Genomic DNA, 12326 nt, shown 5'->3' on the forward strand with positions numbered 1-12326 from the left:
GCCGCCCGGTCGATCGCGGTGGCGGAGACGCCGGATCGCCGGGCGATGCGGTGGTCGTCGAAATAGGCGGCCGTCCGCAGGGTCAGGCCGTCCGCATCGGTCTTGCCGGCGAGGTAGGCCTTCGAAAGGGGCGGACGCTGATAGGGCAGGCCCTCGTCGCCCAGCAGCGTGATCGGGTCGGCGAAGCCCGCCTCGCGTAAGGAGGCCGCCAGCTGGAAGCCGGCCTGGCCCGCGCCGACGATGACGACACCGGATGCGCTCATGCTTCGAATTCCGCCGTGACGGGGGAGGGGCTCGGCGACAGCCGGAGCTGGGGCAGCCAGCGCCCGCCATCCTTGGCGATGTAGTCCCAGAACGACGCGGCCGCGGGCCCCAGCACCTTGTCGGCCCGGCGCACCGCGTACCAGTCGCGCCGGATCGGCAGGCCCTGGACGTCGAGGACCACGAGGCGCCCGCTCTCGAGCTCGGCCGCCACCGTGTGGGCCGAGATGAGGGCGATGCCGAGCCCGGCCATCACCGCCTGCTTGATGGTCTCGTTCGAGCCGGAATCGATCCCGAGCCGCGCGCGCTTGATCATGATCCCGGCCATGAACTCCTCGAACACCGTGCGGGTGCCGGAGCCCTCCTCGCGGACCAGGAAGGATTCCTGGGCGAGGTCGGCCCGGGTTAGCCCGGTGCGGCCGACGAAGGGGTGATGGGGACCCGCGATGATCACGATGGGGTGCGGACCGAAGATCTCGGCCTCGATGGCGAAATCCCGGGGTGGACGGCCCATGATGGCGAAATCGATGTCGTAGTTGCGCAGCGCCTCGACCATGTTGCCGCGGTTCCCCACCGTGAGGTTGATCTCCACCGCCGGGTGCAGCCCGATGAAGCCCGCGATCACCCCCGGCGCGAAGTACTTGGCCGTGGAGACCACGCCCATCGCCACCCGACCGCTGCTGCCGCCCTTGAGGGTTTCCAGGCGGTCGGCGCAGGTTTCCAGCACCGTGTTGATGCTGTTGATCGCCCAGAGCATTTCGCGGCCGGCATCCGTGGGTTTCAGGCCGGTGGGCGTCCGGTCGAACAGCATCAGGCCCGCCTCCTCCTCCAGCTGGCGGATGCGGGCGTAGAGCGCGGCCGAGGTGACGTTGAGCTCCTGCGCGGCTCGGGTCATGGTGCCGAGACGGGCGACGGCGGCGACGGCCTGGAGCTGTTTGAGAGAGAGATTGCGCATTCGGCTTTTCTAGTTTTTTTGGAATCACCCGCAAGTTTTTTCAGAATTCTTTCGGTGATACCATGGGGGCCTTCGCGGCGCGGATGCCCCGCGGGCACTGGTGCCCGCGGGGGAACTCGTGCCAAGGGGCAGGATGCGACGGGGGCGGCGCTCCGACCCGACGCCGGCGGCCGGGGCGCGTCTCCGAGGCGGCGGGTCGGCCGGGCCAACCGGCCGGGATTGAAAGAAGGACGGACATTCATGTCGACGGTGTCTCTGGAATTCGGGTCCACACTCGCGGACGGCCTCGCGGCGACGGTGGCGGCCGATGCACGGCTCGCCGACGCGGCGGCCGTGATCGCGGCCTGCGCCGAGGCGGCCGTCGATGTCAGCGAGGTGATCGGCCGGGGCATGCTCGGCGGCGCCGACCTCGCCGCCACGGGCGGCAACAACAGCGACGGCGACGTCCAGAAGGCCCTCGACGTCCTCGCCCACGAGCGCTTCACGCAAGCCCTGCGCGGCGCCCCCGTGGCGGTGGTGGCCTCGGAGGAGGCCGAGGGCATGATGCAGCTCAATCCCGGCGCACCGCTGGCCGTCGCGATCGACCCGCTGGACGGCTCGTCCAACATCGGCGTCAACATGGCGGTGGGCTCGATCTTCGGCATCCGCCCCGTCGTGGCCGGTGCCGCGGACTCGATCGCCTCCTTCACCACCCCGGGCACCGAGCAGATCGCCGCCGGCTTCGTCACCTACGGCCCGGCGACCTCCCTCGTCGTCACTCTCGGCCACGGCACGCAGATCTACACCCTGGACCGGGAGACGCGGACCTTCCGCCTCACGCATCCCCGCCTGGAGGTGGTGGCCTCGGCCAAGGAATACGCGATCAACGCCTCGAACGCCCGGAACTGGGACGGCCCGGTCAAGGCCTATATCGAGGATTGCCTGCGCGGCTCGGAGGGCCCGCTGGACAAGGACTTCAACATGCGCTGGCTCGGCTCGCTGGTGGCGGATGCCCAGCGGGTGCTCCTGCGCGGCGGCGTGTTCCTCTACCCCGGCGACAACCGGAAGGGCTACGCCCAGGGGCGCCTGCGCCTCCTCTACGAGGCCGCGCCCATCGCCATGCTGATGGAGCAGGCGGGGGCGGCCGCCATCGACGGCGAGCGCCGCATCCTCGACATCGCCGCCACCGGCATCCACGAGCGCGTGCCGCTGATCTTCGGGTCCCTCGACGAGGTCGCCTGCGTGGCGAAGTATTACGACGGCCGCAATGCCGCCGCCGGCCGCTCGCCCCTGTTCGGGCAGCGCGGCCTGATGCGCAGCTAGGCGCGCCCCCGGGACAGCACGCACATCCATGTCGGCGCGTCACCCCATCATCTCGGTCACCGGCTCCTCGGGGGCGGGGACCACCTCGGTCCGCAACACCTTCGAGCAGATCTTCCGGCGCGAGGACGTCAGCGCGGTCTATATCGAGGGCGACGCGTTCCACGCCTACGATCGGGACACCATGCGCCGGATGATGGTCGAGGAGCCGACCCTCAGCCACTTCGCGCCGCGCGCCAACCTGCTGCCGGAGCTGGAGGAGGTGTTCCGCACCTACGGCGAATCCGGGGGCGGCCGCACGCGCCACTACGCCCATGACGCGGCGGACGCGGCCCATTACGGCACCGAGCCCGGCACCTTCACGGACTGGGAGGACTTCCCGCCGGGCTCGGACCTGCTGTTCTACGAGGGCCTGCACGGCTGCGTCGTCGACGACAACGTCGACATGGCCCGCTACGCCGACCTCAAGATCGGCGTGGTGCCGGTGATCAACCTCGAATGGATCCAGAAGCTGCACCGGGACCGCTCGTTCCGGGGCTACTCCACCGAGGCCGTCACCGACGTGATCCTGCGGCGGATGCCCGACTACGTGCAGACGATCTGCCCGCAATTCACCTGGACGGACATCAACTTCCAGCGGGTGCCGACGGTGGACACCTCGAACCCCTTCATCGCCCGCTGGATTCCCACGGCCGACGAATCGATGGTGGTGATCCGCTTCAAGGACCCGAAGGGCATCGACTTCTCCTACCTGATCTCGATGATCCAGGGCTCCTTCATGAGCCGCGCCAACTCCATCGTCATCCCGGGCGGCAAGCTCGACCTGGCCATGCAGCTCATCCTGACCCCGATCATCATGCAGCTCGTCGAGCGCAAGCGCCGCATGGCCTGAGCGCGGCCACGAGGCTCCGAAGGAACCCACCATGAACGGCCCGATCATCTCGCCCTCGATCCTCTCGGCGGATTTCGCCGCGCTCGGCGAGGAGGTGCGCGCGGTGTCCGAGGCCGGAGCCGACTGGATCCATCTCGACGTGATGGATGGGCACTTCGTGCCCAACCTCACCTTCGGCCCCGCGGTGATCAAGGCCCTGCGGCCGCACTCGGCCAAGCCCTTCGACGTGCACCTGATGATCGCGCCGGCCGATCCCTACCTCGCGGCCTTCGCGGAGGCGGGCGCCGACGCGATCTCGGTCCATGTCGAGGCCGGCCCGCACATCCACCGCTCGCTCCAGGCGATCCGGGCCCTGGGCAAGCGCGCCGGCATCGCCCTCAACCCGGGCACGCCGGCCTCGGCCGTCGAGCCGCTCCTCGACCTCGTCGACCTCGTCCTGGTGATGACGGTCAATCCGGGCTTCGGCGGCCAGAGCTTCATCCCCTCGACGCTCGAGACCATCCGGCGCATCCGGGCGATGAGTGCGGGGCGGGCGATCGACATCGAGGTCGATGGCGGCATCGGCCCCGAAACGGTGGCGCTGGCCGCCCGCGCCGGCGCCAACGCCTTCGTGGCCGGCAACGCCGTGTTCAAGGGCGGGCCGGCGGGCTATGCCGAGCGGATCAGCGCGATCCGGGCCGGTGCCGCATCGGCGGGAGGCGGCCTCCTCTCATGCTGAGGGCGCTGATCTTCGACGTCGACGGGACGCTGGCCGAGACCGAGGATCTGCACCGGCAGGCCTTCAACGGCGCCTTCGCGGATCTCGGCCTGTCCTGGTCCTGGTCCCCGGCCCGCTACGCCGACCTCCTGACGGTGATGGGCGGCAAGGAGCGCCTGCGCCACTACGTCGAGACCGAGCATGCCGACGAGGTCGAGGCCCTGCGCCCGCGCATGGGCGAGATTCACGACCGCAAGACCCGCCGCTACGGCGACCTCGTGGAGGGCGGCAGCCTCGCCCTGCGCCCGGGGGTGGCGCGCCTGATCGCGGAGACGCGGGCGGCCGGGCTCAAGCTCGCGGTGGCCAGCACCACGAGCCGCCCCAACGTCGACACCCTGCTGCGGATCAACTTCCCGGCCGGCGACGTCCCCTTCGACGTCATCGCCTGCGGTGACGAGGCGGCGCGCAAGAAGCCGGCCCCCGACGTGTTCGACCTCGCCCTCGAGCGCCTCGGGGTCCCGGCCTCGGAGGCCATCGCCTTCGAGGATTCCGCCGCCGGCATCCGCTCGGCCCTCGATGCGGGCCTGCCGGTGATCGCCACCCGCAGCCGCTACACCGGGAGCCACCGCCTCGACGGGGCGTTCTCGGCCGTCTCCGATCTCGGCGAGCCCGGCGCGCCGCACCGGCACCTCTCCGGCCATGTCTGGCCGGACGGGATCGTGACCCTGGACGCCCTGCGCGACTGGCACGCGCGCCGCGCCGCCTGAGGCCGCGCCTCAGTCCCGTGCAGGCCGCCTTCCGAGCCGCTCCGGCGGCGCGCCCTCGGCGCGGGTCGGAAACAGCACCGCGCCGGCGACCGCCCCGATCACCCCCGCGATCCCGAGCCTGAGCCAGCGCGGCGCCGGACGGGTGCGTCCCCGGTCCGGCGCGGGGGCGCGCATCTCGGTGGGGCGGGTCCCGGGGCGTCCCCGGTCGAGGGTTGGGCGCGTCATCGCCCCACGATAGCGCCGGCGCGCCGGATAGCCACCGGGAAGGCCGTGCGACCCGGCCCGGCGCGGGCCTCCACGCTGCGGCGCAGCGTTGTCATCGGCGTCGACGGCGGCCTATAAGCCGGCCAATCCTGTTCCGTCCGGCATCGCGGACCCGCCGCCCCGGCACCTGGCCCTCGCGATCCGGCTTCGTTCCTACCAGTCTAGGGTCACGTCATGGCCGGCCATTCCCAGTTCAAGAACATCATGCACCGCAAGGGCCGCGTCGACGCGGTCCGCTCGAAGCTGTTCGGCAAGCTCGCCCGCGAGATCACGGTCGCGGCCAAGCTCGGCCTGCCCGACCCGGCGATGAACGCCCGCCTGCGCGCCGCCATCATCGCGGCCCGCGCCGAGAACGTGCCCAAGGACAACATCGAGCGCGCGATCAAGAAGGCGCAGGGCGCCGACGCCGAGAGCTACGACGAGATCCGCTACGAGGGCTATGGCCCGGGCGGCGCCGCGCTGATCGTCGAGGCGCAGACCGACAACCGCAACCGCACGGCCAGCGACGTGCGCTCGGCCTTCACCAAGTCCGGCGGCAGCCTCGCCGAGACCGGGGCCGTCTCCTTCATGTTCGACCATGTCGGCGTGGTGGAGTTCGACGCCAAGGTGGCGGATGCCGACACCATGCTGGAGGCCGCCATCGAGGCCGGCGCCGACGACGTGCGCTCGGACGAGGCCGGCCACGAGATCACCTGCGCGCAGGAGGCCTACGGCGAGGTCTCGAAGGCCCTGGAGGCCCGCTTCGGCGAGCCGCGGCGTACCGCCCTGGTCTGGAAGGCCCAGAACACCATCGAGGTCGACGACGAGACCGGCGAGAAGCTGATCCGCCTCGTCGAGGTGATCGAGGACCAGGACGACGTCCAGAACGTCTTCGTGAACTTCGCGCTCTCGGACGCCCTGATGGAGAAGCTCCAGGGCTGACCGGAGGCCGCCGTCAGGCGGCCTTCAGAGTCCCGAGGAACCGGTTCACCTCGGCGCCGAGGTGGTCGGCCTCCTGCGCCAGGTCCGACGAGGAGGCGAGGACACGCGCTGCCGCCTCGCCCGTCTCTCCGGCCGAGCGGGCGACGCCGCCGATGGTGTCCGTGATGGCGCCGGTGCCGGTCGTCGCCTCGGCCACGTTCCGGATGATCTCCCGGGTCGCCGATCCCTGCTGGTCCACCGCCGCCGCGATGGCGTCGGCGGTCGCGCTCATGGTGCGGATCTGCCCGGCGATCGCCTCGATGGCCGTCACGGCCTCGCCGGTCGTGCCCCGGATCGCGTCGATCTGCTGCGTGATCTCCTCCGTTGCCCGGGCCGTCTGGTTGGCGAGTTCCTTGACCTCGGCGGCCACCACCGCGAAGCCCCGTCCGGCCTCGCCGGCGCGCGCGGCCTCGATGGTGGCGTTGAGCGCGAGCAGGTTGGTCTGGCCGGCGATGCCGGAGATCATCCCGACGACGTCGCCGATCCGGGCCGCCCCCGTGCTCAGGGCGTGAACCAGCTGCCCGGTGGCGTCGGCCTGGCCCACGGCGCCCTGCGCCATCCGCGCCGAATCCGCCACCTGCCGCCCGATCTCCTGCACCGAGGCGCCGAGTTCCTCGGCGGCCCCGGCCACCCGGTCGACGTTCCGCGCGGCCATCTCGGCGGCATCGACCACGGACCCGGCCCGGCGCGCCGTGCCCTCCGCCGCCCCCGTCATGGTCCGTGCCGTCCCCTGCATCGCCGCCGCGGCCTGCGTGACCCGGGCCAGGATGCCGCCCACGGTCGATTCGAAATAATGAGCGGTCTGCTGCAGGGCCGCCCGGCGCTGCGCCTCGGCGCCGGCCCGCGCCAGGGCGGTCTCCGATTCCAGGACCTGCATGCGCTCCATCTGGGCCCGGATGGCGGATTCGGAGGCGGCCTGCGCCGCGAAGGCCGTCGTGATGGTGCGCGTGACCCAGGCCAGCACGCCCGTCTCGAGGACCAGGATGACGGCGTGGAGCACCACGCGCGCGAGGTCGGCGCTGCGGGTGCCGCCGGGGAAGATCAGCGCCGGCATCACGATGTTGAGGGCGAGATGGTGGCCCGCCACGGCCGCGGCGCAGGCCACCAGGATGGTCCAGTCGCACCAGGCCACGATCACCGCCATGCAGGCGAAGAAGTACATGTGCAGGTCGATCTGCCAGGGATGCCCGGCCAGGGCCGAGAGCAGGATCGCCGCCATGCCGATGAGCGAGAGGCTGCTGACCAGCCGCGTCGCCAGCCCGGTCGGCGCGCGCCGCCACGCCAGCGTGCTGAGCCCGGCCAGGAGAGCCGCGATCACCAGGGGTACGGTGAGCCCGTTGCCGGCGAGCCAGGCGCCGAGCGCGATCACCGGCAGGTGCAGCCAGAGGAGGGCGATGAGGAAGCGGCCGAAGGTCTGCCGAAGGGTGTCGAGGTTCGTCATCGCCGGGCTGTGTCCGTTGCGGAAGTCAGGTCTGGGAGGAGGGCGTGCAGGCCGTGGCGAACCGGGCGTCGATCACCAGCCAGGCCCCGGAGGCGTAGAGGCGGGCGACCAGATCGGGCGATCCGGCCCGGACCACGAGGACGTTGCTCCGGCCGCCCAGGCGCAGGACGCTGCCGCCCGCCCGCGCCACGATGGCGGCGGCGTCCGCCCCCGCAGGCGCGATCACCGCCACGGTCTCCGAGGCCGGGAAGGCCAGCACGCCGAGCGGCAGCACCAGGGTCGCGAGCACCGCGAGGCCCCCCGTGAGCCGGCTCGGACGATGGGAGGGGGCGATGTCGGCCACGAGGACAGCAATCCGCTTCGAATCTGTCCTGTGTTAATACGGTGCGATAGGCTAAGAAGGCGTTACGGGCGGTGTTTGGTCCTCGCGCGGCCGCCGCTGTTCTGAATTCCGCGCCGGTCGAGATGTGTCTGCCGCTTCGAGGCGGATGGAAATCCGGACTGCACGGCAGGAGATCGGACGCCCCCCGGCGAGATCTGTGCGGTCCAGGACGAAGACGGACGACAACTGGTCGGAGCAAGCCGTTTCAGGCCGATCTGCTTCGTATTTAGTTTGGTCTCGGCTCCATCCGCGATCCGATGCCCCGGCGGGGTCCGCACCGGAACGCGCATTGGCATAACGCTCCGTTCACGGTATGTCCCTAACGCTCGGAACGGCGCGATGTCCGCGCCCGGAGCCGCGCCCTCATGATCGTGTCCGCATGACCGTTCCCGTCCGCATCCTCGGCATCGACCCGGGCCTGCGGCGCACCGGCTGGGGCGTCGTCACGGCCACGGGCACCAAGCTCGCCTACGTCGATTGCGGCGTCGTCACCTCGGACGGGGACCTGCCCCTCGCCCTGCGCCTGCGCGAGCTCTACGAGGGCATCACCCGCATCGTCGAGGCGTTCCAGCCCGACGAGGTCTCGGTCGAGGAGACCTTCGTCAACAAGGACGCGCAGGCCACGCTGAAGCTCGGCCATGCCCGCGCGGTGGCGCTGCTGGTCCCGGCGCTCGCCGGCATGCCGGTGTTCGAGTACTCGGCCAACCTGATCAAGAAGACCGTCGCGGGCTCGGGACATGCCGAGAAGGTGCAGATCCAGGCCATGGTGAGGTTCCTGCTGCCGAAGGCCGAGTTCAAGGTCGCCGACGCCGCGGATGCCCTGGCCATCGCCATCACCCACAACAGCCATCGTGGCGCCCATGCCCTGAAGCGCCAGCACGTCCCCGTGGCCGGCACCAGCAGCCTGGCGGCGGCCCGCATCGCGGCGGCCCTGGCGCGGGGCTGAACCCCCCCCGATCCATGGCTCCGCGGGCCCCGGACAGGCCGGGCCCTGGACAGTCCGGGCCCGCCCGTGCAGGTCCTCGCCTCGGAACCTGCCGGACGGAGAGCGAGTGGAATGGCCGACCCTGGGGCGACGCGCCCGACGCTGCCGATCGGCGACATCCTGCGCGATGCCGCGACCTCCGGGCTACGCTCGGTCCGCGCCCTCGGTCCGGCCACCACGGTCGCGTTCCTCCTCGTCCTGGCCAAGGAAGCCGCCCACACGCTGATGGGCGATCCGACGCGGCCCGCCCGATTCGAGGAGGACGTCTTCCTCGTCGATTGCGCCTGCACGATCCTGCTCGCGCCCTACTGGATGGCCCTGTTCCGGCACATCCTCGGCGCCGGCGGCTCCCTGCGCGACGTCGTCGAGGGCCGGGCCGGCCCGGTGGGGGACTTCCTCGCCCTCGAGGTGTTCTGGCTCCTGGTCAGCGGCCTGCTCGACCGCGCGCTCTCGCCGGACCTGCTGGGGCCGGGCCGGGTGGCCTTCGGCTTCTCGGCCTGGATCGCCCTTCTGCTCCTGCAGATCTGGACCAGCCTGCTGGCGCCCGCCCTGGCCGTGGGCGCGCCGGACGCGACCCTGCGCGCGGTGTTCGCGATGACGCGCGGATCGGCCGCCCGCATCGCGCTGATCCTCGTGGCGACGATCCTGCCCCTCGGCCTGCTCGACCGCATGCTGCACGCGCCCGAGCGCTCCGGGGCCGACCTGCCGCCCTTCGTGCTGGCGGTCCGGATCCTCGCCTCGGGCCTCATCGGCATGGCCCTGCTCGTCCTGGTGACGGCGCTGCTCGCCGAGATCTACCGGCGGCTGCGGGCGCCGGAGCGCGGCCTCACTCCACGGCCGTGAACTCGCCTTCGAGCCGCAGGGAGACGTCGTCGCCCAGGAGCGGCAGGAAGGCGCTGATGCCGAAATCCGAGCGCTTGATCACCGCGCGCCCGTCGAAGCCGACCGTGTAGGCCTTGTTCACCGGGTTGATCCCGGCCTGGTTGAAGGTGGCGTCGAAGGCGACCGGCTTCGTGACGCCCTTGAGGGTGAGGTCGCCGCTGACGCGCGCGGTGGTCGGGCTCGTCGGCTCGATGCCGGTCGCCGTGAAGGTGGCCTTGGGAAACTTCGCGGTGTCGAAGAAGTCGGGCGACTTCAGGTGCTGGTTGAGTCGGTCGTTCAGCCCGTTGACGCTGTCGGTGCCGATGGTGACCGTGAGGGTGGATTTCGCCGGCTCCTTCGGGTCGAGCACCGCCTGCGCGGTCACGTCGGTGATCTGCCCGTAATAGGTCGAGAAGCCGAGATGGCTGACCGACCAGGTGATCTTGCCGTGGGCGGAATCGAGGACGTAGGCGCCCGGGCGCACCTGCGTCGGGTCGCTGGAGGGCGCGGCGGGCGGCGCGGCGGCCGGGGTCTCCGCCGCCGCGAGCGGGCCGGCGGTGAGCAGGAGCCCGAAGGCGAGGAGCAGCGCGGTCTGGCGCATCGAGGCGGTCATCCGTGTGTGTGTCGGGCAGGGGACCTTTGATTTCACGAACGCCGCGCGGCCTCAAGGCGGCACCGGCGCCGGCCGCGGTGCCGGCCGCGGCGTCGGGCGGTGTCGCGACGGGGCGCATGGCGCTCGCGCCCGACCCCCTGTAGGCAATCCGCCCACGGATGGGCATCCGGCGGCACGAGGGATGGGCGCGGCGATGATCGGCAAGCTGAAGGGCGTGGTGGATTCCTATGGCGAGGATTTCGTGATCCTCGACGTGCAGGGCGTCGGCTACGTGGTCCATTGCTCCGCCCGGACGCTGCAGCGCCTGCCCGGCATCGGCGAGGCGGCGGACCTCGCCATCGAGACCCATGTCCGCGAGGACATGATCCGGCTCTACGGCTTCCGCTCGGATGCCGAGCGCGAGTGGTTCCGCCTGCTCCAGACCGTGCAGGGGGTGGGCAGCAAGGTCGCCCTCGGCCTGCTCTCGGTGCTCGAGCCCGGGGCCCTCGCCTCGGCCATCGCCATGGGCGACAAGGGCGCGGTGGCGCGGGCGCCCGGCGTCGGACCGCGCCTCGCGGCGCGCCTCGTGGCGGAACTCAAGGACAAGGCCCCGGCCTTCGCGCCCATCGACCCCGCGGTGATCGCGCTCTCCGGCGCGGTCGAGGCCCGCACCGCGCCGCAGCCCGTCGCCGACGCCATCTCCGCCCTGGTCAATCTCGGCTACGCCCCCGTTCAGGCCTCGGCCGCCATCGCCGAGGCCCTCAAGAACGCGGGCGAGGGCGCCGAGGCCAAGACCCTGATCCGGCTCGGATTGCGCGAACTCGCGCGCTGAGGGCGGCCGCGATCCCTCGTGCGCGACGCGATTGCGCCCCTGATCCTCGCGCACCCGGTTGCCAGTTGGGAGGAATGCCGCTAACCTACTGAAAGTAAAGCAGTTTTCAATTGTTCTAATCTAGTCGGCAATGCGATGTCCGGGCTGATCTTTTGCGCTTCGGCATCGCTACCGCCTCAGATTCGACGAAGTGGCCGGGTGGAACCCCATCCGGCGGCCTCATCCCACGGCACGAGCCACGCACGAGTCACGGTCCCGCATGATCGTCTGTTCCTGCAACGTCCTGTCCGATCGCGCGGTGCGCGCCTGCCTGCATCGCGGCCCGGATTGTCCGCGCACGCCGGCGCAGGTCCAGGCCTGCCTCGGATGCAGCCCGAAATGCGGGCGCTGCGCCCGCACCATCCGCGGCATCCTGCAGAACGCCCTCGAAAACGCCCTCGATGAGGCCGCGCATGCGTGCACGGCGACTTGCGCGAGCTCCTGTAGTTTGGTCAAGGTCCAGACTGCGGAGGAGGGGATCGCCGCCTGAGCGCCCATTCCGGGTGCTGAAGCTCCCCTCCGGCAGAACGTGCCTTAAGGGAGATTGGGCGGATGAAGGGTGATGCGAAGGTCGTCGAGTACCTCAATCGGGGACTGCGCAGCGAGCTCACGGCGGTCAGCCAGTACTGGCTCCATTTCCGCATGCTCAATGACTGGGGTTACATCGAACTCGCCAAGTTCTGGCGCAAGGAATCCATCGAAGAGATGAACCACGCGGACCGGTTCGTCGACCGGATCTTGTTCCTCGACGGCTTCCCCAACCTGCAGGAACTCGATCCCCTGCGGATCGGCCAGAACGTCCAGGAGATCATCGAGTGCGATCTCGCCGCCGAGAACGAGGCGCGCGCGCTCTATCTCGAGGCGGCCAAGTACTGTGATTCGATCAACGACCGGGTGTCGAAGCGCCTGTTCGAGGACCTGGCCGAGGACGAGGAGGGCCATATCGACTTCCTCGAGACGCAGCTGGAGCTGATCGGCCAGATCGGCCTGCCGCTCTACGCCCAGAAGCATATCGGCGGCCTGGAGCCGATCGCTCCCGAAGCCGAGTAGCAACCGGACCGCGCCGGGCTCGCGAGCCCGGCGCGGTCCGGTTGCTACT

The 12326-nt window shown here is 70.9% G+C and carries 16 protein-coding genes; 10 read left to right on the forward strand and 6 right to left on the reverse strand.

Features of this window, described 5'->3' with window-relative positions; all coding sequences use genetic code 11:
- Positions 1 to 263 (reverse strand): FAD-dependent oxidoreductase (locus AC3WLN_RS05450; RefSeq protein ID WP_492480061.1); only part of this gene is annotated, 263 nt, incomplete at its 3' end.
- Positions 260 to 1216, reverse strand: coding sequence for a LysR family transcriptional regulator (locus AC3WLN_RS05455; RefSeq protein WP_492480062.1), 957 nt, complete (start codon positions 1214 to 1216; stop codon positions 260 to 262). The genes AC3WLN_RS05450 and AC3WLN_RS05455, both read right to left, overlap by 4 nt.
- 240 nt (positions 1217 to 1456) lie before the next feature.
- On the opposite strand from AC3WLN_RS05455, the gene AC3WLN_RS05460 reads away from it, so the two are divergent.
- From AC3WLN_RS05460 to AC3WLN_RS05475, 4 genes are read left to right on the forward strand one after another with little or no spacing between them, the layout of a single operon-like run.
- Positions 1457 to 2518 carry a class 1 fructose-bisphosphatase gene (locus AC3WLN_RS05460; RefSeq protein WP_492480063.1) on the forward strand — a complete coding sequence of 354 codons (1062 nt, stop codon included), beginning with the start codon at positions 1457 to 1459 and terminating at the stop codon, positions 2516 to 2518.
- Between the two features lie 28 nt (positions 2519 to 2546).
- Entirely contained in the window at positions 2547 to 3407 is an 861-nt protein-coding gene (locus tag AC3WLN_RS05465; RefSeq protein WP_492480064.1) for a phosphoribulokinase, read from the forward strand.
- Between the two features lie 31 nt (positions 3408 to 3438).
- Positions 3439 to 4125 carry a ribulose-phosphate 3-epimerase gene (gene rpe / locus AC3WLN_RS05470; protein WP_492480065.1) on the forward strand — a complete coding sequence of 229 codons (687 nt, stop codon included), beginning with the start codon at positions 3439 to 3441 and terminating at the stop codon, positions 4123 to 4125.
- Positions 4119 to 4871 carry an HAD-IA family hydrolase gene (locus AC3WLN_RS05475; protein ID WP_492480066.1) on the forward strand — a complete coding sequence of 251 codons (753 nt, stop codon included), beginning with the start codon at positions 4119 to 4121 and terminating at the stop codon, positions 4869 to 4871. Before rpe ends, AC3WLN_RS05475 begins: the two co-directional genes overlap by 7 nt.
- Positions 4872 to 4880: 9 nt before the next feature.
- Here AC3WLN_RS05475 and AC3WLN_RS05480 read toward each other — a convergent pair whose 3' ends face one another.
- Positions 4881 to 5096 (reverse strand): hypothetical protein, encoded by a 216-nt coding sequence (locus AC3WLN_RS05480; protein ID WP_492480067.1) that lies wholly within the window; start codon positions 5094 to 5096, stop codon positions 4881 to 4883.
- A 213-nt stretch (positions 5097 to 5309) separates the two neighbouring features.
- Here AC3WLN_RS05480 and AC3WLN_RS05485 point away from each other — a divergent pair, with 213 nt between their 5' ends.
- Positions 5310 to 6056, forward strand: coding sequence for a YebC/PmpR family DNA-binding transcriptional regulator (locus AC3WLN_RS05485; RefSeq protein WP_463772927.1), 747 nt, complete (start codon positions 5310 to 5312; stop codon positions 6054 to 6056).
- Positions 6057 to 6069: 13 nt separating this feature from the next.
- On the opposite strand, the gene AC3WLN_RS05490 is transcribed toward AC3WLN_RS05485, so the two are convergent.
- Together AC3WLN_RS05490 and AC3WLN_RS05495 are read right to left on the reverse strand one after the other, a co-directional pair.
- Positions 6070 to 7536 (reverse strand): methyl-accepting chemotaxis protein, encoded by a 1467-nt coding sequence (locus AC3WLN_RS05490; RefSeq protein WP_492480068.1) that lies wholly within the window; start codon positions 7534 to 7536, stop codon positions 6070 to 6072.
- 25 nt (positions 7537 to 7561) lie between these two features.
- Entirely contained in the window at positions 7562 to 7879 is a 318-nt protein-coding gene (locus AC3WLN_RS05495; RefSeq protein ID WP_492480069.1) for a hypothetical protein, read from the reverse strand.
- 418 nt (positions 7880 to 8297) lie between these two features.
- Between AC3WLN_RS05495 and ruvC the strand changes: the two genes are divergently transcribed.
- Both ruvC and AC3WLN_RS05505 read left to right on the forward strand, forming a co-directional pair.
- Entirely contained in the window at positions 8298 to 8864 is a 567-nt protein-coding gene (gene ruvC, locus AC3WLN_RS05500; protein WP_492480070.1) for a crossover junction endodeoxyribonuclease RuvC, read from the forward strand.
- A gap of 111 nt (positions 8865 to 8975) precedes the next feature.
- Complete coding sequence (locus AC3WLN_RS05505) at positions 8976 to 9746, forward strand: hypothetical protein (RefSeq protein ID WP_492480071.1); 771 nt, start codon at positions 8976 to 8978, stop codon at positions 9744 to 9746.
- Here the strand turns inward: AC3WLN_RS05505 and AC3WLN_RS05510 are convergent.
- The gene (locus tag AC3WLN_RS05510) at positions 9730 to 10365 is read right to left on the reverse strand and encodes a YceI family protein (protein ID WP_492480072.1); all 636 of its coding nucleotides are present in this window, start codon (positions 10363 to 10365) and stop codon (positions 9730 to 9732) included. The two genes, AC3WLN_RS05505 and AC3WLN_RS05510, sit on opposite strands and share 17 nt — an antisense overlap.
- Before the next feature lie 205 nt (positions 10366 to 10570).
- Here AC3WLN_RS05510 and ruvA point away from each other — a divergent pair, with 205 nt between their 5' ends.
- From ruvA to bfr, 3 genes are all read left to right on the forward strand, one after another.
- Positions 10571 to 11188 carry a Holliday junction branch migration protein RuvA gene (gene ruvA / locus AC3WLN_RS05515; RefSeq protein ID WP_056215331.1) on the forward strand — a complete coding sequence of 206 codons (618 nt, stop codon included), beginning with the start codon at positions 10571 to 10573 and terminating at the stop codon, positions 11186 to 11188.
- Between the two features lie 259 nt (positions 11189 to 11447).
- Positions 11448 to 11717 (forward strand): (2Fe-2S)-binding protein, encoded by a 270-nt coding sequence (locus AC3WLN_RS05520; protein ID WP_492480073.1) that lies wholly within the window; start codon positions 11448 to 11450, stop codon positions 11715 to 11717.
- Positions 11718 to 11779: 62 nt separating this feature from the next.
- A complete protein-coding gene (gene bfr, locus AC3WLN_RS05525; protein WP_056214475.1) occupies positions 11780 to 12277 on the forward strand; it encodes a bacterioferritin in 498 nt (165 codons plus the stop codon).
- Positions 12278 to 12326: the final 49 nt, after the last annotated feature.

The sequence above is a fragment of the Methylobacterium sp. FW306-05-D genome, assembly GCF_058782155.1.